The organism is Consotaella salsifontis, from assembly GCF_900167365.1.
GTDB classification, from domain to species: Bacteria; Pseudomonadota; Alphaproteobacteria; order Rhizobiales; family Rhizobiaceae; genus Consotaella; species Consotaella salsifontis.
Map to the genome: position 1 here is coordinate 66,770 of NZ_FUXL01000006.1, position 22,710 is coordinate 89,479.

Sequence of the window (22,710 nt, forward strand, 5' to 3'; positions counted from 1 at the left end):
GGCACCCTGCTTGGCAAGGGTGCCGGCTGCGGCCGCCCAGACGGGCGGCGAAAGCGGCCTATTCGGCGGCGTCGGGCAGCTTGTCCGGCATCGCCGGCGGAGCCGCCGAGTTGATGAGTTCCACGTCGAGGCCGAGAGAGCGCATCTCCTTGACCAGAACGTTGAAGCTCTCCGGAATTCCGGACTCGAACGCGTCGTCGCCACGCACGATGGCTTCGTAGACCTTCGTGCGGCCGGCAACGTCGTCCGACTTCACCGTCAGCATCTCCTGGAGCGTATAGGCGGCGCCATAGGCTTCGAGCGCCCACACCTCCATTTCGCCGAAGCGCTGTCCGCCGAACTGCGCCTTGCCGCCCAGCGGCTGCTGGGTGACGAGGCTGTAGGGGCCGATGGAGCGGGCGTGGATCTTGTCATCGACCAGGTGGTGCAGCTTCAGCATATAGATGTAGCCGACTGTCACCTGGCGATCGAACGCCTCGCCTGTGCGCCCGTCGTAGAGCGTCACCTGCCCCGAGCCGTTGAGCCCGGCCTTTTCCAGCATGTGGACAATGTCTTCCTCATGCGCGCCGTCGAAGACCGGGGTCGCAATCGAGACCCCCTTCTTCATCTGCTTGGCGAGCGTGACGACAGAGTCCTCGTCGTAGGTCTTGACCGGCTCGTTGCGATCGTTGTCGCCAAGAATCTCGACGAGACCGCTGCGCAAGGGCGAGACATCGTGCGACTGCTGGTAGGCTTCCAGCATTTCGCCGACCTTCTTGCCCATGCCGGCACACGCCCAGCCAAGGTGCGTCTCGAGGATCTGCCCGACATTCATGCGGCTCGGCACGCCGAGCGGGTTCAGCACGATATCGACATGCGTACCGTCCGCGGTGAACGGCATATCCTCGGCAGGCAGGATGCGCGAGACCACGCCCTTGTTGCCGTGACGTCCAGCCATCTTGTCGCCCGGCTGGATCTTGCGCTTGACGGCGACGAAGACCTTCACCTGCTTCATGACGCCCGGAGGAAGCTCGTCACCGCGCTGCACCTTCTCGACCTTGTCCATGAAGCGCTGCTCCAGCATCTTCTTGGACTCGTCGTACTGGCCGCGCAGAGCTTCGAGCTCGCCCTGCAGCTTCTCGTCCTCGACGGCGAACATCCACCACTGCGAGCGGGGATACTCGGCCATCGCGTCCGGCGACAGCTCGCTGCCCTTCCGGAAGCCCTTGGGCCCGGAAACGGCGGCCTTGCCGTTCAGCATCTCGACCAGACGGCCGTAGACGTTGCGGTCGAGAATCGCCTGCTCGTCGTCACGGTCCTTGGCCAGGCGCTCGATCTCCTCGCGCTCGATGGCCATGGCGCGCTCGTCCTTCTCGACACCGTGCCGATTGAACACGCGCACCTCGACAACCGTGCCGTAAGCCCCCGGAGGCATGCGGGACGAGGTGTCGCGGACGTCGGACGCCTTCTCGCCGAAGATAGCGCGGAGCAGCTTCTCCTCCGGCGTCATCGGGCTTTCGCCCTTCGGCGTGATCTTGCCGACCAGGATGTCTCCGGGCTGGACCTCTGCGCCGATATAGACGATGCCGGCTTCGTCGAGGTTTTTCAGCGCCTCTTCCGAAACGTTCGGAATGTCGCGCGTGATTTCCTCAGGCCCGAGCTTGGTGTCGCGCGCCATGACCTCGAACTCCTCGATGTGAATCGAGGTGAAGACGTCTTCGGCGACGATACGCTCGGACAGGAGGATCGAATCCTCGTAGTTGTAGCCGTTCCACGGCATGAACGCGACGAGCACGTTGCGGCCGAGCGCCAAATCGCCGAGATCGGTCGACGGGCCGTCGGCGATGATGTCGCCCTTGCGGATGCGATCGCCCACGACAACCAGCGGACGCTGGTTGATGCAGGTGTTCTGGTTCGAGCGCTGGAACTTCATCAGGCGATAGATATCGACGCCCGACTTGCCGGCTTCCAGATCCTCGGTCGCGCGGATGACGATACGCGTCGCATCCACCTGATCGACGACGCCGGTACGCCTTGCGGCAATGGCCGCGCCAGAATCGCGCGCCACCACCGGCTCCATGCCGGTTCCCACGAACGGAGCCTCGGCCCGAACCAGCGGCACCGCCTGGCGCTGCATGTTTGAGCCCATGAGCGCACGGTTGGCGTCATCGTTCTCAAGGAACGGAATGAGCGCCGCCGCGACGGACACGAGCTGCTTCGGCGAGACATCCATCAGGTCGACGTTGTCGCGCGGGGTCATCATGACCTCGCCCTGGTGACGGCAGACGACAAATTCGTTCTGGAACTTGCCCTCGTCCGTCAGGACGGCGTTCGCCTGCGCGACGTAGTGCTTCGACTCTTCCATAGCCGACAGATAGACGACTTCGTTCGAAACCCGCCCATCGATGATGCGACGATACGGGCTTTCGATGAAGCCGTACTTGTTGACCCGAGCGAACGTGGCCAGCGAGTTGATCAGACCGATGTTCGGGCCTTCCGGCGTCTCGATCGGGCAGATGCGGCCGTAGTGGGTCGGGTGGACGTCGCGAACCTCGAAGCCCGCTCGCTCACGCGTCAGACCACCCGGTCCAAGAGCCGAAAGCCTTCTCTTATGAGTGATTTCCGACAGCGGGTTCGTCTGATCCATGAACTGCGAGAGCTGCGACGAGCCGAAGAACTCTCGAACCGCCGCCGCCGCCGGCTTGGCGTTGATCAGATCCTGCGGCATCACCGTGTCGATCTCGACGGAGCTCATGCGCTCCTTGATCGCGCGCTCCATGCGAAGCAGGCCGACGCGGTATTGGTTCTCCATGAGCTCGCCGACCGAGCGCACCCGGCGGTTGCCGAGATTGTCGATGTCGTCGATCTCGCCCTTGCCGTCGCGGAGCTCGACCAGCGTCTTGACGACCGCCAGGATGTCCTCCTTGCGAAGCACGCGGACGGTGTCCTCGGCCTTGACGTCGAGGCGCATGTTCATCTTGACGCGGCCGACGGCCGAAAGGTCGTAGCGCTCGGCGTCGAAGAACAGCGACTGGAACATCGCCTCGGCCGTCTCGATCGTCGGCGGCTCGCCCGGGCGCATGACGCGGTAGATGTCGAAGAGCGCGTCCTGGCGGCTCTCGTTCTTGTCCGCTGCCAGGGTATTGCGGATATAAGCGCCAACCGTGACGTGATCGATGTCGAGCACCGAAATCTCGTCGTAGCCGGCGTCAATCAACACCTTCAGCGTCTTCTCGTCGATCTCGTCGCCCGCCTCGAGATAGACCTCGCCCGTCGCGTAGTTGACGATATCCTCGGCGAGATAGTTGCCGAAGAGGTCCTCCTCGACAGCGCGGATCGCCTTGACGCCCTTTTCCTTCATCTGGCGGGCAAGCTTGGCGGTCACCTTCTTGCCGGCCTCGACCAGGATCTCGCCCGAATCCGCGTCGACCATGTCCGCGATCGCCTTCTGGCCGCGGACACGTTCCATCGAGAACGGAATGCGCCAACCATCGGCGTCGCGCTCGAACTTCACGACGTCATAGAAGGTCGACAGGATCTCCTCGCCGTCCATGCCGAGAGCCATCAGCAGCGACGAGACGGGGATCTTGCGGCGCCGGTCGATGCGCGCATAGACTACATCCTTGGCGTCGAATTCGATGTCGAGCCAGGACCCGCGATAAGGAATGACACGAGCCGCGAAGAGCAGCTTGCCGGATGAGTGGCTCTTGCCTTTGTCGTGATCGAAGAAAACGCCGGGCGAACGGTGCATCTGGGAGACGATGACGCGCTCGGTGCCGTTGACGATGAACGTGCCGTTCATGGTCATCAGCGGCATGTCGCCCATGTAGACATCCTGCTCCTTGATGTCCTTGATGGACTTGGAGCCGGTATCTTCGTCGATATCGAACACGATGAGACGCAGCGTCACCTTGAGCGGCGCAGCGTAGGTCAGATCGCGCTGACGGCATTCATCGACGTCGAACTTCGGCGCCTCGAACTCGTACTTGACGAATTCGAGCATCGCCTGGCCCGAAAAATCGGTGATCGGAAACACCGACTTGAACACCGCCTGAAGCCCTTCCTCGGGGCGTCCGCCCTTGGGCTCGTCAACCATCAGGAACTGATCGTAGGATGCCTTCTGCACCTCGATCAGGTTCGGCATTTCAGCGACCTCGGGAATGGACCCGAAGAACTTGCGCACGCGCCTGCGACCGCTAAACGTCGTCGTCTGAGACATCGTCGCTCCTTGCTCTCGACACGGCCCTCGACCGGTAGGGCCTTATTCCGATGCCCCGGGAACCGAGGCGAGGCCACCACCCACACACGGTGGAGGCCCAAACTGTGGAGTGGAACGCGCCCGACCTGGAACGCATTGCCACGCCAAACCTTCATCCTGTCGCATGATCTTCCGAAAGTCGGACGATTTTCAGGATCATGCATTTGAGCCGGCGGCCGGCCCACGTCTTCGCGCAGCCCCGGGCTGTGGGAACACGCGCACCTCCGCCCGTCATCACGTCCTTCGGCTCCCTTCGGAGCGCGGAAAGCGGAACGGCCAAAGGCCGTCCCGCTCACCATCATCTTTCAACTGCGGCGCCAGAGCGAAATACCGTTCAAATCGATCGATCACCCGCCCTGCGTGGCTGTTGCGGCACGAACTTTCCAAAGCCCGCTGGCTCGGGACGTCGTGCGCTGCCGCATTGAATTACTTGACCTCGACCTTGGCGCCAGCCTTCTCGAGCTGGGCCTTGATCTTCTCGGCCTCGTCCTTGGCGACGCCTTCCTTGACCGGCTTCGGAGCACCGTCGACCAGATCCTTGGCTTCCTTGAGGCCAAGACCGGTGATCGCGCGAACTTCCTTGATGACGTTGATCTTCTGAGCGCCGGCATCGGCGAGAATCACGTCGAACTCGGTCTTCTCCTCGACCGCCTCGGCGGCCGCGGCACCACCACCAGCAGCGGCGACGGCGACAGGAGCAGCGGCGGAAACGCCCCACTTCTCTTCCAGCATCTTCGACAGCTCAGCCGCCTCGAGGACGGTCAGGGCCGAAAGGTCTTCAACGATCTTGGCGAGATCAGCCATTTTCTACTTCCTTCAGATTCGAACTTTGAGTTGAGCAGCGAGGAACCATCCTCACGCCGCTTCGTCCTTCTTGGCATAAGCTCCGAAGACGCGTGCGAGCTGACCCGCAGGCGCCTGGAGGACGCCCGCGATCCGCGTGGCCGGCGTATTGATCATGCCGACCAGCTTGGCGCGCAGTTCGTCCAGCGACGGCATGGAGGCGAGAGCCTTCACACCTTCCGCGTCGAGAGCCGTGGTTCCCATGGCGCCGCCGAGGATGACGAGCTTGTCGTTCCCCTTGGCGAAGTCCTGGGCCACCTTCGGCGCCGCGATGGGATCAGTGGAGTAGGCGATCAAGGTCTGACCCTTGAACAGCTCCGTGATCTTCTCGGCGTCGGTGCCCTGAAGAGCGATCTTGGCGAGGCGGTTCTTCGCGACTTTGACCGTTCCTCCCGAGGCGCGCATCTTCGACCGAAGGTCGTTCATCTGCGCCACGGTGAGGCCGGCGTAGTGGGCCACCACGACTGCTCCCGAGGCCTTGAAGGTCTCGTGCAGCTCAGTGACAAATTCGCGCTTTTCCGCTCTGTCCACTGCCTCTCTCCGATTGGCGGATGCCTGAGGCGTCCGCCGGTTGCCTTTGCCGCCCGCGACATGCGGACGACGCTCGAGGATCCTGTCCCCTTGGCGCGACCGGGAGTGAACTCCAGGGGCGGCACAAGGCATCCAGAGGTTCGAACCGAAGGCTCGGGCAAAACCCGAAAATTCGGAACTTTCCCCGTCTCATGAGGGCTTTCAGCGATTATGACTTTTGGCCGGAGCCGGCAGTCGCCCACAATCTCGGACAGGAGCGGCAAGGCTAATGCCCTGCCAGTTCCCGGGGCCGAAGCCCCGGAAGAGAAGGAAGAAGCCGTCAGGCTCCTTCCAATTTCATGCGTCAGACCGCTTCGTGAAGGGTCGACGGATCAACCTTGACGCCGGGCCCCATGGTCGAGGACAGGGCAACGCGCTTGACGTAGTTGCCCTTGGCGCCGGAAGGCTTCGCCTTCTGCACCGCGTCGACGAACGACAGGATGTTCTCCTTCAACGCCTTCGCGTCGAAGCTGACCTTGCCGACGCCAGCATGGATGATACCGGCCTTCTCGACGCGGAACTCGACGGCGCCGCCCTTGGAGGCCTTGACCGCCGCCGTGACGTCGGGCGTCACGGTGCCGACACGAGGATTCGGCATCAGGCCACGCGGGCCGAGAACCTTGCCGAGCCGCCCCACCAGCGCCATCATGTCCGGCGTGGCGATGGCGCGATCGAAATTGATGTTGCCCGCCTGAATGTCAGCGACCAGCTCTTCCGCGCCGACGATGTCGGCTCCGGCGGCCTTGGCCTCCTCGGCCTTATCGCCGCGAGCGAACACGGCGACACGAACGGTCTTGCCAGTGCCATTCGGAAGATTGACCACGCCGCGGACCATCTGGTCGGCGTGACGCGGATCAACGCCGAGATTCATGGCGATCTCGATCGTCTCGTCGAACTTGGCGGTCGCCCTCGCCTTCAGAAGCTCGACCGCCTCGTCGATGGCGTAGAGCTTGACGGGGTCGAGACCCTCGCGGGCCTTGGTGATACGCTTGCCGATCTTAGCCATCGTCTCAGCCCACCACTTCCAGGCCCATGGAGCGTGCCGAACCTTCGACCATCTTCATGGCCGCATCGACGTCGTTCGCGTTCAGATCCTTAAGCTTCTTCTCGGCGATGTCGCGCACCTGCTCGCGCGTGACACTGCCGGCGCCAGCCTTACCCGGAGTCTTGGAGCCGCTCTGGATGCCGGCAGCCTTCTTGAGGAAGTAGGCGACCGGAGGCGTCTTCATGACGAAGGTGAAGGACTTGTCCTGGTAATAGGTGATCACCACCGGAACCGGAGAGCCCTTCTCCATCTCCTGGGTCTGCGCGTTGAACGCCTTGCAGAACTCCATGATGTTGATGCCGCGCTGACCAAGCGCGGGTCCGATCGGCGGCGACGGGGTCGCCGAGCCAGCCGAGACCTGCAGCTTGAGCTGGCCTTGAACTTTCTTAGCCATTCTTTCCTGCCTTCTTGACATACCGGCGATGCCGGCTCTTCAACCGCCGCTAAGCGGTCACGCAGGCCGTGCGGTGCGAAACTGGCGAACCGGCAAAAGCCCGCCTCTTCTCCCGCGCGACAAAGGGAGCGCTCCAGGCACCCCCGACCGATCAGACCTTTTCGACCTGACCGAATTCAAGATCGACCGGCGTGGCACGCCCGAAGATCGACACCTCCACTTTGAGGCGCGAGCGCTCCTGGTCCACCTCCTGAACGATCCCGTTGAAGGAAGCGAACGGGCCATCCGACACGCGAACGTGCTCGCCAATATCGAAGCTCATGGTCGGCTTCGGCCGCTCCACGCCATCCTGAACCTGGTTCAGAATATGCTCGGCCTCGGCATCCGAGATCGGCACCGGGCGATTTTCGGCACCAAGGAACCCGGTCACGCGCGGCGTGTTCTTGATCAGCGAAAAGACCTGATCGGTCAGTTCCGCCTTGACCAGAACATAGCCAGGGAAGAACTTTCGCTCAGAATCCACCTTTCGGCCACGTCGCACCTCGACGAAACGCTCCGTCGGAACGAGGATCTTCTCGAATTTCTCCGAGATGCCCTTCTGGCGCGCCTGCTCCTCGATGGACTCGGCGACCTTCTTCTCAAAATTCGAATATGCGTGGACGATGTACCAGCGCGCCGTCATGAATCGCGATCCACCCTCGTCTTCAACGGCCGGCTGTGATCAGAAGTCCGACGCCATAGCCCAGCGCCTGATCCGCCACGAAAAAGAACGTCGCCGTCACAGCAACCATGACAACGACCATCGCGGTCGAGATCATCGTCTCCCGGCGCGTCGGCCAAGTGACCTTGGCCACCTCGGAACGCACCTGCTGGAGAAAAGAGAAAGGGTTCGATTTCGTAGCCATACGCCGCCCATGGCTTAAGGCGCGTAGAAAGCCGGCTCGGCCCACGCGCCAGAAACATGTCCGCAATACATAAGGGACACTGGATTGATTCTCAACCCCGCGCCCTCATCATTCAAACTGGCAGGGGCAGCAGGGCTCGAACCCGCGACCTGCGGTTTTGGAGACCGCCGCTCTACCAACTGAGCTATACCCCTGTGTGACGTCGCATTAGCAAGACCGCGTGCTGCTGACAAGTGTCAACCTTCGTTTCGGCCCAACCGGTCCAGAAGCTTTTGCCGGGCTCGGGATTTTCGCGATTGCGGCTTGAAGCCGCGGAGCAATTCGAGGAGCCGGATCTGCGGCTTCACAGCTTTGAACAGCTGGTCCACCGCCCGGTCCGTGGCGCCGAGTCTGCGCGCCAGGACGCCCGCCGCTACCGCGTCGAAATCGGCGGCGGAAAACTCCGGGAACCGATCAAGAAGCCCCTCTGCAGGCCAGGGAGTCTGATCGGCCGGCGGAGAAAGAAGGTCTTTGCGATAGCACAGATCCAGCACGACCTGTTCCCAGGTCCAGTCGTGAACGTCGAGAACGCGTGCCGTTCCTTCTCTGACGCCGGAAAAGCCGACGAGGCGGATCGGTTTGCCGAGCCGCATCTCCGCAAGCCAGAGGGCTATCGCGAATCCGGAACTTGGTATCCGGCCCCGGGGATAGATTGCCGAGAATCGCTCGGTCAGGTCCAGCGGCACCATCGGAACACTGCCGAAATCCTCGCGCGGGTTGATCACCTCGTTCTCGGCCACCTTCAGAACCAGGAGCCCATGGAATCTCCCCGGCCGCAACCGATCCAACGACCGATCGAGCTCATCCTTGTAGACGAGACTGGAGCCGCTCGGAGTTGCCCTGCTCACGAGAAGGCTATCTTCCGCAAACGGATGATCGAGGACGTTGAAGACTCGGTTGAAGAAGACGAACAGCGTTCGCTGTGGAAATCCGCCTTCCCTTAACGCCACCGCCGCGCTGGGACTGTTGGCGACGAGCACAATCGCGTCGAATGCGGCAAGGAAGGGTTTTGGATCGTCCAAACTCAATGTCGTTCCTCGCTGCTCTCGCCCAGTGCGGCCTGCCATCGCGCAGGTTTATCCGCAAATGGACGGAGTCGGGTCCTGCCATGGCATCCCGCGCTCTGACCGGCCGCGCGCGAACGGTCAAGTGCAACGGCATATCGACATCCGAACATCAGCCCGGTCGCCGGTGGACCTTCCAAGAACGGTCTCCTATAGAAGCGGTAGTGCCATGTCGGCGAATGTCCCCTCTCGCGTCCCGTCTCTTCATGCGATTCGTCCTGGCGATCTCAGAGATATCAGCAAACGGCCCTTCTGGAAGTCGCCTTCGTATCGCTCGCGGGCTCGCCAGCCGGGGGCATGAGGTCGAGGTTCTGTCTCTGACCGGCCGCGTCGAACGCGAAATCCCCGCTGACGTCAACGTTCACTTTCTAAGACCAGACCTGAAACGCTTCCCACCCCATTATCCCGCCCGCCTTCTTCTGTCCCGCGCACTGAGAAGCTGGTTCAGGAGGCAATGTGACCTTCGGCCAATCGACTTCTTCTCGTCTTCGCTGACCAGCACGGACCGCATCGTCCATATGTCCGGCATCGACGACTGCTTTTATTGGTTGCACATCGCGACCTCGCAGCTGTTGGCCGAGGCGCACTCGCCGCGCCGCGCCGCACGGCGCCGCCGGTTCTTTCGGTCGCTTTATGAAGGCAAACGTGTCATTGGCGTTTCCCAGGGTGTGATCGACGATCTTGCAGCCTTGCCGGCAAGGCCGGAAGAAGCGGTCGTTCTCCATAATTCCTATGACATTGAAGCCATTCGTCGACGCGCAGCTCTCGAGCAGGCGGGCATCCCGGAAGAGCCATTCGTGCTTCACGTCGGACGTTTCGCCTCGGCGAAGCGGTTCGACATCCTGCTCAAGGCATTCGCGGCCGGCACCACTCGTGAGAAGCTAGTTCTTTTGACGCCCGAAACACCCGAATTAACGGCGCTTATAGGCAAGGCCGATCTCAGCAAGCGGGTGGTCGTCGCCGGCTTTCAGGAAAACCCCTTTCCATACATGAGCAAGGCAGCGGCCCTGGTGCTCAGCTCGGATCGGGAAGGGTTCCCTAACGTCCTGGTCGAGGCGCTGATCTGCGGCACCCCTGTCGTCTCCACCGACTGCCTTGCCGGCCCAAGCGAAATCCTCACAGGTCCTTTCGCGCGCTGGCTTTCTCCTCCCGGAGATGCCGAAGCGCTCGGCCAAAACCTCAGGAGCGTCCTCGCGGAGCCCTATGCGACCACCGAACTGATACGCGGCTCGTATCATTTATCGCACACACTCGATCGCCTGGAGGAGCTGGCAGCCAGCGGCAGGCCGCCGCGCCTCGGGCGGATGAAGCCATTTCCATGAGGGAGAGCTTCTCGTGATTTCTAAAGCCCCCTTCTTCACGATTTTCACGCCAACCTACAATCGCGCTGCACTGCTGCCACGAGCGTTTGAAAGCATCGAAACACAGGGCTTTCGCGATTTCGAGTGGATCGTCGTCGACGACGGCTCGACGGATGAGACGGAAGCGCTCGTACGCGGCTGGCGTGAGCAGGCGTCCTATCCCATCGATTATATTCGTCAAGCCAATCTGGGGCGCTACAAGGCGATCAATTGCGGCATACAGCTCGCCAAGGGCGAACTCTTCGTCATTCTCGATTCAGATGACTGGTTCGCACCCAACGGTCTGACCATCCTTTACGAGGCGTGGCGCGCGATAGAGCCGGGAAGACGGCAAAAGATCGCAGGAATATGGGCGCTCTGCGCGAAGCCAAACGGCGATCTCGCCTGCTCCCGATATCCGCGTGACGAATTCGACGGCAACACGATCGAAATCAAGTCGCTCCACGGCTTCAAGGGCGAATCCTGTCATGCCATCCGCACCGACGTCAGGCGCGCTTATCTCTTTCCGGAATTAGCCGATAAATATTGCCCGCCGAGTCTGGTGTGGAATCGCATCGCGGTCGCTCACGACATGCGGTTCATCAACCGCGTTGTTCAGTTCAAGGAATACCAGCCCGAGGGTCTCACCCGCCAGGGCGCGGTGAAAATCGCACGATATCCCAATGGGTTTCGTCTGCGGGAGATGGAGCTTCTCCAGGTCACGAATCGCAAGATTCCGCCACGACAGAGAAGGCAGATCATGCGCGGCTACATCCGCGCCTCTCTCCACGCCGGCGTCGGGCTGATCTCCCAGGTCCGGGAGACGCGTGACAGACTCCTGTGGGCGAGATCGGTTGCGGATGGCGTCAAGCTCTTTTGGCGCGACCGTTGGCAGGCCCGAAGGCGAGCGTCAGCCTCGAGCGCGCCGCCGTCTTCGTCGAACGACTGAGGTCGGATTTGAAGATTCACCACCTGATCATCGACGGGGGCAGCGGGGGCGCGGAGACCTTCCTCAGCCGCCTGGCGCGCGCACTTCAGGCGCGCGGTCATCCGCAGCATGTGATCCTGACGGCGAACGCTCCACAGGAAGAGTACATGCGCCGTCACGACGTGCCTCACACCGTGCTGGATTTCGGCAAGCTGTCGAAGCCGTTCTCGTTGCTGAAGATGCGGCGGATCGTCAACCGGGAGCGGCCGGACGCGATCGTCGCCTGGATGAGCCGCTCGGGCCGCAATATTCCGCGAGGCCGCCACCTCACCGTCGGGCGTCTCGGAAACAGGTACAAGATCGACAATTTCAAGCGGTGCGATCTGATCGTGGGGAACTCTCCGGATCTCGTGGAATTCGCGATTCAGGGCGGACGCCCTGATGCCCGCCTGATCACGAACTTCATCGAGCTTTCGCCCTTTCCGCCGATCGACCGCAGCCATATCCGGCGCCCGCTTCTGCTGGCCTGCGCGCGCCTGAACCCGGCAAAGGGCTTCGACGTGCTTCTTCACGCGTTGACGCGGCTGGATGCCCATCTGTGGATCGCCGGGGTCGGCAAGCTGCGTGAAGAGCTCGAATCGCTGGCGATCCGTCTTGGTGTAGCCGATCGAGTCGAATTTCTCGGGTGGCGCAGCGACGTTCCAGCGCTGCTCGCCGCGGCCGATGTCTTCGTTTTTCCTTCGCGCTGGGAAGGCACCAGCAACTCGCTTCTAGAGGCAGCCGCTGCGGCCAAGCCGATCGTCACCACGTCCGGGCTCTCGGTCAGCTGGTTCCTGGAACACGAAAAAAGCGCCCTGATCGTTCCGGTGGACGATGAAGAGGCGCTGGCGCGGGCCGTCCAACGTCTCGTCAGCGAGCCGAACCTCGGCCATCAGCTGGGTCTGGCGGCGCAACGCATCTATCAAAGCACCTTCAGCGAAGACGCTGTCTGCGATCAATGGATCAAAACGCTGGCCGAAGCGATCGAAGCGAAGGCCGCTGCATCGAGCCTTCGAGGCTCATAAAAAGCCCGGCCGCTCCGGGAGCGGCCGGGCTTTCAGCTTTGGATCAAATCGCCCACATTCGCCGGGGCAGGCCCTTTCGGGCCGAGACCGGTGCGCCGCGCCAGGCGCGACGCACCTGATCTGCTTTACTCGATGATCTGCGAGACGATGCCGGCGCCGACGGTGCGGCCGCCTTCACGGATAGCGAAGCGCAGCTTCTCTTCCATCGCGATCGGAACGATCAACACGACGTCCATCGTCACATTGTCGCCCGGCATCACCATCTCGGTGCCTTCCGGCAGCGTCACCACGCCCGTCACGTCCGTCGTGCGGAAGTAGAACTGCGGGCGGTAGTTCGTGAAGAACGGCGTGTGGCGACCGCCCTCCTCTTTCGTCAGGATGTACGCTTCCGCCTTGAACTTCGTGTGCGGCGTCACCGAACCCGGCTTGCAGAGAACCTGGCCACGCTCGACGCCCTCGCGGTCAACGCCGCGAAGCAGCGCGCCGATGTTGTCACCCGCCTGGCCCTGGTCCAGCAGCTTGCGGAACATCTCGACGCCCGTCACCGTCGTCGTCGACGTCGTGCGAATGCCGACGATCTCGACCGTCTCGCCGACCTTGATCACGCCGCGCTCGACGCGACCCGTCACCACCGTGCCGCGGCCCGAGATCGAGAACACGTCCTCGATCGGCATCAGGAACGGCTGGTCGACCGGACGCGACGGCGTCGGGATGTACGAGTCAACGGCTTCCATCAGCGCGCGGACCGAATCCTCGCCCATCGCCTTGTCGCCATCTTCCAGCGCAACAAGCGCCGAGCCCTTGATGATCGGAATGTCGTCGCCCGGGAACTCGTAGCTCGAAAGAAGCTCGCGAACCTCCAGCTCAACCAGCTCAAGAAGCTCCGGATCGTCAACCTGATCGCACTTGTTCAGGTACACCACGATCGCCGGAACGCCGACCTGGCGCGCCAGAAGAATGTGCTCGCGCGTCTGCGGCATCGGGCCGTCCGCCGCCGAAACGACCAGGATCGCGCCGTCCATCTGCGCCGCGCCCGTGATCATGTTCTTCACGTAGTCCGCGTGCCCCGGGCAGTCGACGTGAGCATAGTGACGGTTCGCCGTCTCATACTCAACGTGCGCCGTGTTGATCGTGATCCCGCGCGCCTTCTCTTCCGGCGCCGCGTCAATCTGATCGTACGCCCGGAACTCTCCGAAGAACTTCGTGATCGCTGCCGTCAGAGACGTCTTGCCATGGTCAACATGCCCAATCGTCCCAATGTTGACGTGCGGCTTCGTACGCTCGAATTTGCTCTTGGCCATGGCCTATCCCGCTTCTACGACATAGCGACGCAGGCACATGCCCACGCCTCAAAAGACGGGGAGGCATTACTGATCTTTTTCAGAGGTTTCAAGCCTTGGTTAAAGGCAGGCAGAAGCAGCTGACAGGAGATTCTCACGGAACCGCTGGAGCGGGTAGCGGGAATCGAACCCGCATATTCAGCTTGGAAGGCTGCTGCTCTACCATTGAGCTATACCCGCGCGGGTCGATTCTGGCGATGGTGGAGGGGGCTGGATTCGAACCAGCGTAGGCGTAGCCAACGGATTTACAGTCCGTCTCCTTTAACCACTCGGACACCCCTCCGCTTTCGCCCGAGACACCAGAAAACCCGGTACTCACTGCGGTGGCGGTACGGACCGAACCGGCCCGTCGTCTCCGGGCGGCGTTATGCAGATGGCCGGGCCTCCTGTCAACACGGTGAAACGGAAGAGGTGCAACATCGAGCGACGCGTTGTGTGATCATCCACACCATTGTAATCACGCGCCATGAGTGACGAACACGCCGGAACACCCAAAGATAGCCATTATGCCCGCCTTCGCCGGGCGCATCGCGACCGCTCCCGTGGCGAGGCAGCGCCTGGACGTGCGCCGACAAAGAGGCCGACGCAGCCCGGACAGCCGGTACCTGCCGATCTGGTGCGCCTCTACGGGCTTCACTCCGTGGCGGCGGCCCTGCAGAATCCGGCGCGGCGATGCCGCCGCCTGCTTGCGACGCGCAACGCGCTGAACCGGCTGGAGATCGCCGAGGACGCCCTGCCCTGCCCGCTGGAGATCGTCGAGCCCAGGCTCCTGGATCGCGAGCTCGGCTCGGAGGCGGTTCATCAAGGCCTCATGCTCGAGGTCGAACCGCTTCCGCAACGCCGCCTCAATGCGCTCGGCGAAACCGATCTCGTGCTGGTGCTCGACCAGGTGACGGACCCGCACAATGTCGGCGCGATCCTGCGTTCGGCGACCGCGCTCGGCGCCGGTGCCGTCGTGACGACCGCCCGCCACTCACCGCAGGAGTCGGGCGTTCTAGCCAAGGCTGCCTCGGGCGCCCTGGAGCTCGTTTCCTACATCCAGGTGACGAACCTCGCGACCGCGCTGGAAGAACTGTCGGCAGCCGGATTCCAGACGCTCGGCCTTGATTCGGATGGCGGAAGCGAAATCGAAACAGCTTTCTCGGGCCGGCGAATCGCCCTCGTTCTCGGGTCCGAGGGCAAGGGACTGCGCCAGAAGACGCGCGAGACCGTCGACGCGTTGGTGCGCCTCGACATGCCGGGGGCCATCCGCTCCCTCAACGTCTCGAACGCGGCAGCCATCGCGCTCTATGCCGCGCGCCATTTTCTGGCACGCCCATAGGGTGAAGACCAGGGCTCCGCGACTTCCGTCGCGGGGCTCGGCTGCGATCGCGCGCGGCGCGCAACAAGCTCCGATCCTTGTTCCATATCAACGACCTCCGCGATCGATCCTGTTTCCTTGCCGCCATGAACGCTGAAAAAATCCTCGCCAATTCGAAGCCCGTGCCGCGCTACACGAGCTACCCGACCGCGCCCCATTTCCATGAGGGCGTGACCGGAGAGACGTATCGCGCGTGGCTATCGACGCTTCAGCCGGGCACGAGGATAGGGCTCTACGTTCATGTGCCCTATTGCGACCAGCTCTGCTGGTTTTGCGGCTGTCACACCAAGCACACACTGCGCTACGAACCCGTCGCATCCTATTTGACCCAAGTCGAACGGGAAATTGAGATGGTGGCGGCGCTTCTGCCCGCCGGCGTCTCCGTCTCCAACATCCACTGGGGCGGCGGCTCGCCCACGATGCTGACACCGGACGACACACGCCGTCTCGCGACGCGTCTGAGCGCGGCCTTTCCCTATGCAGACGATGCCGAGCTGGCCGTTGAGATCGATCCACGCGACCTGACAGAGGAAAAGCTCGACGCACTCGCCGACGCCGGCATCGGCCGCGCCTCCATCGGCGTCCAGGATTTCAGCGAGATCGTCCAAAAAGCCATCAATCGTCACCAGAGCTTCGAGGTGACTCGCGCGGCCGTGGACGGGCTTCGCCGGCGCGGCGTCGGCTCGCTCAACTGCGACCTCGTCTATGGACTGCCGCATCAGACCCAGGAGCGCCTCCTCGCCACTGTCGACTCGGTGATCCGCTTGCGACCCGATCGAATCGCCCTCTTCGGATATGCGCACGTGCCGTGGATGAAGAAGCACATGCAGCTCATCGACGAGGCTGTCCTGCCGGGTGCGGTGGAGCGCTTCGATGATGCTCTCGCGGCGGCCGATCGCCTTGTCGCCGCCGGTTATCAGCGGATTGGCCTCGATCACTTCGCGCTGCCCGAGGACAGTCTCGCTATCGCAGCGCGCCAGCGGCGGCTTCACCGCAATTTCCAGGGCTACACGACGGACGCGACCGCCTGCCTGATCGGTCTTGGTCCCTCGGCCATCGGCTCGTTTCCGCAAGGCTATGTTCAGAATATCGTCGCCATCGGCGAATGGGGCCGTGCGGTCGAAGAGCGACGCTTGCCGATCGCCAAGGGTGTCGCCCGCTCCACGGAAGACACTGTGCGAGCCTTTCTGATCGAGCGGCTGATGTGCGATTTCGAGGTTTCCTCGGCCGAGCTCTCGGCCAGGTTCGGAGCAGATGCCGCCGCCATCCAATGGGAGTTGGCACAGCTTTCCTCCGGCGAGGTCGGAGAACTCGTCGAGTTCGACGGCGATCTCCTGCGAGTCAACGAAGAGGACAGGCCATTCGTCCGCCGAATCGCCGCGACCTTCGATACCTATCTCCGCGACGGCAAGGGCCGGCACTCCATCGCCGTCTGATCGGCGGGGGCGCACGAGAGCACAGACGCCAGCGTCGCCTTGCTTGAAGTGATGATCTGCGACGTCTTCGCTCGAGCAAGGACCCTCGCCGCCGCCCGCCCTCCTCCTAAGCCGCCAATCGCATAACGGTGATTCGCCGCTGAGCTGAAGGCCCGATTCCGGGCCCGAGAAACAATTTTTCCTTGCACGCCATCGACAAGCCGACGGCGGCGGCGGCAGAATAAGCACCAGCAGCGTCATGGATTGCGACCTCGGAGGACATCTCATCCGCCGGGGTAGCAGGGAGAAAGCCAGGGCCGCAGCATGGGAGCGAGGCGGAGGAGCCTTTCAACATCGCATCGACAACTCCAGCCCGGAGCCCACCTGGAGCTCTCTTGTTTTTTAAATCATGATGAATTAATAAGTAGGAGGAGCCGGCACAATCAAAACCCCGTTCAGAGGGTCGCTGGGAGGAGAGGATGTCACATGCGAGCGCGGGTCTTGGGCAAGGCTCGAATTCCGGTCAGGTGCGCCGATTCAACGAGCGCGTGATCCTGGCGGCGCTGCGCCGGATGGGCGAAGCGTCCAAGGCCGATCTGGCGCGTATCGCCTCCCTCACCAACAACGCCGCCGGCGTCATCGTTCAGGAACTCGAAAAGGCCGGCCTCGTATCGACGCTGGGAAAACGGCGAGGCGGCCGGGGCCAACCGCCCACGATGCTGTCGCTCAATCCCGATGGGGCCTATGCCATCGGCATTCGCCTCGACCGCGCGACAATCAAAACCGTGCTCGTGGATTTCACCGGCGCGCCTATCGCTCAGCACGTCCACACGTTGGACCTCCCCTCGCCAGCAGAGACGATGGGGCTACTCATCGCCGACATCGGCGAGCTTCTCGATCATCTTCCGGGGCGGCGCGAGCGCCTCGTCGGAATCGGGCTGGCGACACCATACGACCTGGGAGCATGGCTCGACCGCCTGTCGCTTCCCGCCCCTTCCTTCAAGCAATGGGAGGGCTTCGATATCGGCACGGCGTTGGGCGAGGCGACGAATCTCGACGTCGTCGTGGAAAACGATGGTACCGCTGGCACCATAGCCGAGCTCTTCTATGGTCATGGCAGAAAGCTCGATGATTTCCTCTACGTGTTCATCGGCCCGGCGATCGGCGGCGGTGTCGTGAGCCAGGGCGCCTATCTTCGCGGCGCCCACGGCAATGCCGGCGATATCGGCATGATGCCGGTGCGCCCCTCCTCGCTTCCCTCGGCGCCGCCAACCGACAAGACCTGGGACATCCTGCTCTCCCGGGCCTCTGTCAGCTCCCTGGTGCGCCATCTTCGCTGGTCGGGGCATGTGGTCACCGGACTCGACGACCTCGCGGAAGCGGCCTCCGTCGCCCCGGCAGCCGTGGAAGAATGGATCGTCGATGGCTGCGAAGCGCTGACGCCGGCTCTCCTCGCCGCCTGTTCGGTTCTCGATACGACGGCCGCGGTGGTGGATGGCGACCTTCCATTGGATATCACCAAGCGTCTGGTTGATCGCCTGGAGGCGCGGATGGCGGCCGAGGCCGCAGAATTGCGACCGCCGCCCAAACTTCTTCTTGGGCGGCTCGGCCAGGATGCCAGCGCGATCGGCGCGGCGACACTGCCGCTGCACCTCAACTTCAGTCCTCACGCGGACATCCTGACCCGACGCGGCAATCGCAACTGGCCCGGTTTCGACGAACGGCCCTCCCACTTCGATGCGGCAGCTGGAGACTTCGCAAATGAGTGAAACGCCCGCCCTCGCGCCCATCCTGGAGATGAGCAACATCCGCAAGACCTTCGTTGGGGTCAAAGCGCTGAGCGGTGTTCAGTTGACCGCCTACCCCGGCGAAATTCATGCGCTGATGGGAGAGAACGGCGCTGGCAAATCCACCCTCATGAAAATCCTGTCCGGTGCTTATCGCGCCGATCCAGGCGGAGAAATTCGCCTTTTCGGGCAGCCTGTGACGATCGATGGACCTCTCGCCGCCAAGCGGCTCGGCATCGCCGTCATCTATCAGGAGCTCAGCCTCTCTCCCAATCTCACCGTGGCAGAGAACATCTATCTCGGCAGCGAGCCACGATCCAACGGCATGATTGACCGCGGCGCGATGGAAGAAGGCTCAGCGCCGGTCCTCGAGCGGCTTGGAGCGAATTTCAAGCCAAGGACGCTCGTCGCGGACCTATCGATCGCCGAGCGCCAGCTCGTCGAGATCGCCCGCGCCGTTCATGCCAAGGCCCGCATCCTCGTCATGGACGAACCGACGACGGCGCTGTCCTCGCGCGAGACAGACCGCCTCTTCGACCTCATCCGTCAATTGCGGCGCGAAGGGCTGGCCATCATCTACATCAGCCACCGCATGAACGAGATCTACGAGCTCGCGGACCGCGTCTCCGTGCTGCGCGACGGCGCCTATGTGGGCACCCTGTCGAGCGACGAGCTGTCGGCGGAGCGGCTGGTCAAAATGATGGTTGGGCGAGACCTGTCCGGCTTCTATACGAAAGAGCACGACAAGAAGTCCCATATCGGCGATGTCGTCCTGGAGGTGCGCGATCTCGGCGACGACAGGCGCGTCAAGACGGCCTCACTCATGGTGCACGCCGGCGAGGTCGTGTGCCTTGCCGGCCTGGTCGGTTCGGGACGCACGGAACTCGCCCGCCTCATCTTCGGCGCAGAGCGCGCGACGCATGGCGAGGTGCTGCTGCGCGGCCAGCCAGCGGGAGCAAGCTCGCCCGGTGCGGCCATCGCACGAGGCATCGTCTACCTGACCGAGGATCGCAAGGCGCAGGGCCTCTTCCTCGATATGAGCGTCCAGGACAACATCAACTTGGCCGTCATTGGCCGCGACTCCAAGGCAGGTGGCGTTCTTGATCTGAAACGTGCCGCCGAACGGGCGAAAGACGCGATCGCGGCCCTCCAGATCCGCGTTGCCGGGCCGAAGGTCAATGTCGGAACCCTTTCCGGCGGCAACCAGCAGAAGGTGCTGCTGTCCCGCCTGATCGAGACCGAGCCGCAGGTGCTGCTCCTCGATGAGCCAACCCGCGGCGTCGACATCGGCGCCAAGTCGGAAATCTACCGTCTCGTCGACCAACTCGCCCAGCGCGGCGTGGCCATTCTCGTCATCTCCAGCGAGTTGCCCGAGGTCGTCGGCATGGCGGATCGCGTGCTCGTCATGCGCGACGGCACGATAGCCGGCGAGATCACGGGAACAGCCGAAGCGCCCATCACACAAGAAGCGATCATGGAACTGGCCACTGGCGCCAAGACGGCAACAGCCGCCTGAAACACTCGATGTAACCATCCGCACCCGCAACGGGAACCCGGAGAATTGAGACTATGAGCGATAAGAGCGGAACCGCCGTCATCGGCGAGGATACGGCCAAGACGAGCCATCGCGCCAAGCTTCAATCCGTCATGCGCACGGTCGGCATGGCGCCAGTACTGATCATTCTCGCCATCATCTTCCAGCTGCTCAGCGACCGTTTCATTTCGGTCCAGAACCTTTCGATCGTCGCCCAGCAGGCATCGGTCAACATGGTGCTCGCGGCCGGCATGACGTTCGTCATTCTATCGGGTGGCATCGACCTGTCGGTGGGATCGATCTTGGCGGCCTCGTCCATGGTCGCGCTCATCGTGTCGAACATTCCCGACATTTCGTTTCTGGCGATCCCGGCCGGAATTCTGCTCGGTCTCATCATCGGAATGCTCAACGGGTCGCTGGTCGCCTTCGTCCGGTTGCCACCCTTCATCGTCACCCTCGGCGCGCTGACCGCCGTTCGCGGCTTCGCCCGCCTGCTCGGCAGCGACCAGACCGTTTTCAACCCCAGCCTCGACTATGCCGTCATCGGCAATGGCGACATCTTCGGAATTCCATGGCTCGTGATCATCGCCTTCGCGGTGATTCTGCTGTCCTGGTTCATTCTGAGACGCACCGTGCTCGGCGTTCACATCTATTCGGTGGGCGGCAATGAGAACGCGGCGCGCCTCGCCGGAATCAAGGTGCCGCTGGTGCTGCTGTTCGTCTACGCGGTGTCGGGCGCCTTCTCCGGCATCGGCGCCATCATGCAGACCGCCCGCCTCTATGCCGCGAACGGCCTGCAGCTCGGCCAGTCCTACGAGCTCGATGCCATCGCCGCGGTCATCCTTGGCGGCACCTCGTTCGTCGGCGGCATCGGCTCCATCTGGGGCACATTCGTCGGCGCTCTGATCATCGCCGTCCTGTCCAACGGCCTCGTTCTGATCGGCATCTCGGACATTTGGCAGTTCATCATCAAAGGTCTGGTGATCATCGGCGCCGTCGCGCTCGACCGCTATCGGTTGGCCGGCTCGGCCCACACCTGATCCCTTGTCCAGTTTTCGCGAAGAGCTCTGCGACAGCCCTGCCCTTCGCCCCCAATCCCAGCGCCCAAAGAGGAGGCGCCGGGGTCTCAACGCCGGACATCCCCAACGGACGCCGGCTTTTCGCGAGCAACCATCGGAGGAAGCGTTATGCTCAAGAAATCAATCCTCGCCGCTCTTGCCGGCGTTCTTTCCGCAAGCCTTTGCATCGGGGCCGCAGAGGCCAAGGACCTCAACAAGATCGGCATCTCACTCGGGTCGATGGGCAATCCGTTCTTCGTCGCCCTGGCCAAGGGCGCGGAGGACAAGGCCAAGGAGATCAATCCCAACGTTCAGGTCCAGGCTCTCGGCTTCGATTATGACCTTGGCAAGCAGGTCACCCAAGTCGACAATTTCATCGCCTCGGGCGTTGATATGATCATGCTGAACGCCGCCGACCAGCACGCACTCGCTCCCGCGATCAAGAAGGCGCAGGCTGCCGGCGTGGTCGTCGTGGCCGTGGACGTCGGCGCCGACGGCGTGGACGCGACCGTCCAGACCGACAACGTTCAGGCCGGCGAGATCAGCTGCCAGTACATCGTCGACAAGCTCGGCGGCAAAGGCAACGTGATCATCCAGAATGGCCCCCAGGTTTCGGCCGTGGTGGATCGCGTGAAGGGCTGCAAGCAGGTCTTCGCCAAGAACCCCGACATCAAGGTGCTTTCGGACGATCAAGACGCCAAGGGCTCTCGCGAAGGCGCCCTGAACGTGATGCAGGGTCATTTGACCCGCTTCCCCGAGATCGACGCCGTGTTCGCCATCAACGATCCGCAGGCTATCGGCACCGATCTTGCGGCCAAGCAGCTCAATCGCAAGGGCATCATCATCACCTCCGTCGATGGCGCCCCGGACATCGAGGCGGCACTCAAGGGCGATACGCAGATCGAAGCCTCGGCGAGCCAGGACCCCTACAAGATGGCGAAAATGGCGGTTGAAATCGGCTACGACATCATGAACGGCAAGCAGCCCGAGACGAAGGAAATCCTGATGCCGTCCAAGCTCGTCACGCGCGACAACGTCGACAAGTACGAAGGCTGGACCTCGCACTGATCTGGAGCGCGAAGCTTTCGACTGAGACTCTTCCGAGAGCCGGCAACGCGCTGGCTCTCGAACACCGCAAAGTTCTTCCTTGGAACTGCCGGCACAGGAGGCTGTCGCACGGCGGTCATTCGCCCGGCGAAATGCATGGTCGTCATCGCGGCCTACGAAAGCGGCGGTGTTCGCGACGGTAAACAGCGTCCTGAAATCCAGATCAATCGGGCCTCCGGCGGCCCGCCCTTACATGATCTGCGACTATGCCTTCGACCCCAGAGCTTTCACCGGCACCAAGCGGTCCGAGAGGGTCTCCAGGGAGCGCTTGATCTCCTCCACCAGCGCGTTGCCAAGCAGAGGCTTCTCGATGATTGTCACATCGAGCTGCGCAGCTTTGCGACGCACGCTCGCCTTCGGCTGGCTGGTGATCAGAATCGCCGGACAGGCCGAGCCTTCGGCCCGCAACCTTTCCACCAGTTCGAGCCCGTTCAGCCCCGGCAGGATATAGTCCACAACGACACAGGCCATGGCCGGAACGGCACCACCCGTGAAGAACTCGTCGGCATCGGCGTAGACAGCCGTCTCAAATCCTTCCAGTTCCAGCGAAAACTGAAGGGAACCTCTTACAGCTCCGTCATCGTCGATGACCAGAACCACCGGACGGCCCGGCTGATCGATGAGTGCCATGTTTGAAACCGACTGCTGTCTGCCCGCCCGGCCGAAGATCGGCGCTATGG

General features: G+C 62.7%; 19 protein-coding genes and 3 tRNA genes. 9 read left to right on the top strand and 13 right to left on the bottom strand.

Features of this window, described 5'->3' with window-relative positions; translation table 11 throughout:
• Positions 1-58: 58 nt before the first annotated feature.
• The 9 genes from rpoB to B5D38_RS10275 all read right to left on the bottom strand — a co-directional run bounded on the left by rpoB (position 59) and on the right by B5D38_RS10275 (position 8,773).
• Positions 59-4,198 carry a DNA-directed RNA polymerase subunit beta gene (gene rpoB, locus B5D38_RS10235; protein ID WP_078708334.1) on the bottom strand — a complete coding sequence of 1,380 codons (4,140 nt, stop codon included), beginning with the start codon at positions 4,196-4,198 and terminating at the stop codon, positions 59-61.
• 465 nt (positions 4,199-4,663) lie between these two features.
• On the bottom strand, positions 4,664-5,041 hold the full coding sequence (gene rplL / locus B5D38_RS10240) for a 50S ribosomal protein L7/L12 (RefSeq protein WP_078708335.1): 378 nt from the start codon (positions 5,039-5,041) through the stop codon (positions 4,664-4,666).
• Between the two features lie 51 nt (positions 5,042-5,092).
• Positions 5,093-5,611 (bottom strand): 50S ribosomal protein L10, encoded by a 519-nt coding sequence (rplJ, locus tag B5D38_RS10245; protein WP_078708336.1) that lies wholly within the window; start codon positions 5,609-5,611, stop codon positions 5,093-5,095.
• 343 nt (positions 5,612-5,954) lie between these two features.
• Positions 5,955-6,656 carry a 50S ribosomal protein L1 gene (rplA, locus tag B5D38_RS10250; RefSeq protein WP_078708337.1) on the bottom strand — a complete coding sequence of 234 codons (702 nt, stop codon included), beginning with the start codon at positions 6,654-6,656 and terminating at the stop codon, positions 5,955-5,957.
• Positions 6,657-6,660: 4 nt separating this feature from the next.
• Positions 6,661-7,089 carry a 50S ribosomal protein L11 gene (gene rplK / locus B5D38_RS10255; RefSeq protein WP_078708338.1) on the bottom strand — a complete coding sequence of 143 codons (429 nt, stop codon included), beginning with the start codon at positions 7,087-7,089 and terminating at the stop codon, positions 6,661-6,663.
• Positions 7,090-7,240: 151 nt separating this feature from the next.
• On the bottom strand, positions 7,241-7,771 hold the full coding sequence (gene nusG, locus B5D38_RS10260; protein WP_078708339.1) for a transcription termination/antitermination protein NusG: 531 nt from the start codon (positions 7,769-7,771) through the stop codon (positions 7,241-7,243).
• Positions 7,772-7,793: 22 nt separating this feature from the next.
• A complete protein-coding gene (secE, locus tag B5D38_RS10265) occupies positions 7,794-7,994 on the bottom strand; it encodes a preprotein translocase subunit SecE (RefSeq protein ID WP_078708340.1) in 201 nt (66 codons plus the stop codon).
• Positions 7,995-8,112: 118 nt separating this feature from the next.
• Positions 8,113-8,188 (bottom strand) — tRNA-Trp (locus B5D38_RS10270).
• Positions 8,189-8,230: 42 nt separating this feature from the next.
• Positions 8,231-8,773 carry a hypothetical protein gene (locus B5D38_RS10275; protein ID WP_131829900.1) on the bottom strand — a complete coding sequence of 181 codons (543 nt, stop codon included), beginning with the start codon at positions 8,771-8,773 and terminating at the stop codon, positions 8,231-8,233.
• A gap of 530 nt (positions 8,774-9,303) precedes the next feature.
• Here B5D38_RS10275 and B5D38_RS10280 point away from each other — a divergent pair.
• From B5D38_RS10280 to B5D38_RS10290, 3 genes are read left to right on the top strand one after another with little or no spacing between them, the layout of a single operon-like run.
• Positions 9,304-10,419 (top strand): glycosyltransferase, encoded by a 1,116-nt coding sequence (locus B5D38_RS10280; protein ID WP_245319127.1) that lies wholly within the window; start codon positions 9,304-9,306, stop codon positions 10,417-10,419.
• 13 nt (positions 10,420-10,432) lie between these two features.
• Positions 10,433-11,386, top strand: coding sequence for a glycosyltransferase family A protein (locus tag B5D38_RS10285; protein ID WP_078708343.1), 954 nt, complete (start codon positions 10,433-10,435; stop codon positions 11,384-11,386).
• Between the two features lie 8 nt (positions 11,387-11,394).
• The gene (locus B5D38_RS10290; RefSeq protein WP_165690828.1) at positions 11,395-12,429 is read left to right on the top strand and encodes a glycosyltransferase; all 1,035 of its coding nucleotides are present in this window, start codon (positions 11,395-11,397) and stop codon (positions 12,427-12,429) included.
• A gap of 125 nt (positions 12,430-12,554) precedes the next feature.
• Here B5D38_RS10290 and tuf read toward each other — a convergent pair whose 3' ends face one another.
• From tuf to B5D38_RS10305, 3 genes are all read right to left on the bottom strand, one after another.
• The gene (tuf, locus tag B5D38_RS10295; protein ID WP_078708329.1) at positions 12,555-13,730 is read right to left on the bottom strand and encodes an elongation factor Tu; all 1,176 of its coding nucleotides are present in this window, start codon (positions 13,728-13,730) and stop codon (positions 12,555-12,557) included.
• A gap of 145 nt (positions 13,731-13,875) precedes the next feature.
• Positions 13,876-13,949: transfer RNA gene (locus B5D38_RS10300), tRNA-Gly, on the bottom strand.
• Between the two features lie 18 nt (positions 13,950-13,967).
• Positions 13,968-14,052, bottom strand: a tRNA-Tyr gene (locus B5D38_RS10305).
• 183 nt (positions 14,053-14,235) lie between these two features.
• Between B5D38_RS10305 and rlmB the strand changes: the two genes are divergently transcribed.
• The 6 genes from rlmB (at position 14,236) to B5D38_RS10335 (ending at position 21,991) form a co-directional block, all read left to right on the top strand.
• The gene (gene rlmB, locus B5D38_RS10310; RefSeq protein WP_078708345.1) at positions 14,236-15,090 is read left to right on the top strand and encodes a 23S rRNA (guanosine(2251)-2'-O)-methyltransferase RlmB; all 855 of its coding nucleotides are present in this window, start codon (positions 14,236-14,238) and stop codon (positions 15,088-15,090) included.
• Between the two features lie 125 nt (positions 15,091-15,215).
• Complete coding sequence (gene hemN, locus B5D38_RS10315) at positions 15,216-16,565, top strand: oxygen-independent coproporphyrinogen III oxidase (protein WP_078708493.1); 1,350 nt, start codon at positions 15,216-15,218, stop codon at positions 16,563-16,565.
• 458 nt (positions 16,566-17,023) lie between these two features.
• Complete coding sequence (locus tag B5D38_RS10320) at positions 17,024-18,313, top strand: ROK family protein (protein ID WP_078708346.1); 1,290 nt, start codon at positions 17,024-17,026, stop codon at positions 18,311-18,313.
• On the top strand, positions 18,306-19,847 hold the full coding sequence (locus B5D38_RS10325; RefSeq protein WP_078708347.1) for a sugar ABC transporter ATP-binding protein: 1,542 nt from the start codon (positions 18,306-18,308) through the stop codon (positions 19,845-19,847). The genes B5D38_RS10320 and B5D38_RS10325 overlap by 8 nt, the downstream gene beginning before the upstream one ends.
• Positions 19,848-19,900: 53 nt before the next feature.
• Positions 19,901-20,905: an ABC transporter permease subunit gene (locus B5D38_RS10330; protein WP_078708348.1), complete on the top strand. Its 1,005-nt coding sequence runs from the start codon at positions 19,901-19,903 to the stop codon at positions 20,903-20,905.
• Positions 20,906-21,052: 147 nt separating this feature from the next.
• Positions 21,053-21,991, top strand: a complete 939-nt coding sequence (locus B5D38_RS10335) for an ABC transporter substrate-binding protein (RefSeq protein ID WP_078708349.1) — start codon at positions 21,053-21,055, stop codon at positions 21,989-21,991.
• A 243-nt stretch (positions 21,992-22,234) separates the two neighbouring features.
• On the opposite strand, the gene B5D38_RS10340 is transcribed toward B5D38_RS10335, so the two are convergent.
• Positions 22,235-22,660, bottom strand: a complete 426-nt coding sequence (locus B5D38_RS10340; RefSeq protein ID WP_165690829.1) for a response regulator transcription factor — start codon at positions 22,658-22,660, stop codon at positions 22,235-22,237.
• Positions 22,661-22,710 lie beyond the last annotated feature (50 nt).

Bases quoted from the DNA above. Each gene is read 5' to 3' on its own strand.
- B5D38_RS10320 (WP_078708346.1), top strand. From the start codon at position 17,024: ATGTCACATGCGAGCGCGGGTCTTGGGCAAGGCTCGAATTCCGGTCAG.
- B5D38_RS10330 (WP_078708348.1), top strand. From the start codon at position 19,901: ATGAGCGATAAGAGCGGAACCGCCGTCATCGGCGAGGATACGGCCAAG.
- rplL (WP_078708335.1), bottom strand. From the start codon at position 5,041: ATGGCTGATCTCGCCAAGATCGTTGAAGACCTTTCGGCCCTGACCGTC.
- B5D38_RS10340 (WP_165690829.1), bottom strand. From the start codon at position 22,660: ATGGCACTCATCGATCAGCCGGGCCGTCCGGTGGTTCTGGTCATCGAC.
- B5D38_RS10280 (WP_245319127.1), top strand. From the start codon at position 9,304: ATGCGATTCGTCCTGGCGATCTCAGAGATATCAGCAAACGGCCCTTCT.
- hemN (WP_078708493.1), top strand. From the start codon at position 15,216: ATGAACGCTGAAAAAATCCTCGCCAATTCGAAGCCCGTGCCGCGCTAC.
- nusG (WP_078708339.1), bottom strand. From the start codon at position 7,771: ATGACGGCGCGCTGGTACATCGTCCACGCATATTCGAATTTTGAGAAG.
- B5D38_RS10325 (WP_078708347.1), top strand. From the start codon at position 18,306: ATGAGTGAAACGCCCGCCCTCGCGCCCATCCTGGAGATGAGCAACATC.
- rpoB (WP_078708334.1), bottom strand. From the start codon at position 4,198: ATGTCTCAGACGACGACGTTTAGCGGTCGCAGGCGCGTGCGCAAGTTC.
- B5D38_RS10335 (WP_078708349.1), top strand. From the start codon at position 21,053: ATGCTCAAGAAATCAATCCTCGCCGCTCTTGCCGGCGTTCTTTCCGCA.
- rlmB (WP_078708345.1), top strand. From the start codon at position 14,236: ATGAGTGACGAACACGCCGGAACACCCAAAGATAGCCATTATGCCCGC.
- rplA (WP_078708337.1), bottom strand. From the start codon at position 6,656: ATGGCTAAGATCGGCAAGCGTATCACCAAGGCCCGCGAGGGTCTCGAC.
- secE (WP_078708340.1), bottom strand. From the start codon at position 7,994: ATGGCTACGAAATCGAACCCTTTCTCTTTTCTCCAGCAGGTGCGTTCC.
- tuf (WP_078708329.1), bottom strand. From the start codon at position 13,730: ATGGCCAAGAGCAAATTCGAGCGTACGAAGCCGCACGTCAACATTGGG.
- rplK (WP_078708338.1), bottom strand. From the start codon at position 7,089: ATGGCTAAGAAAGTTCAAGGCCAGCTCAAGCTGCAGGTCTCGGCTGGC.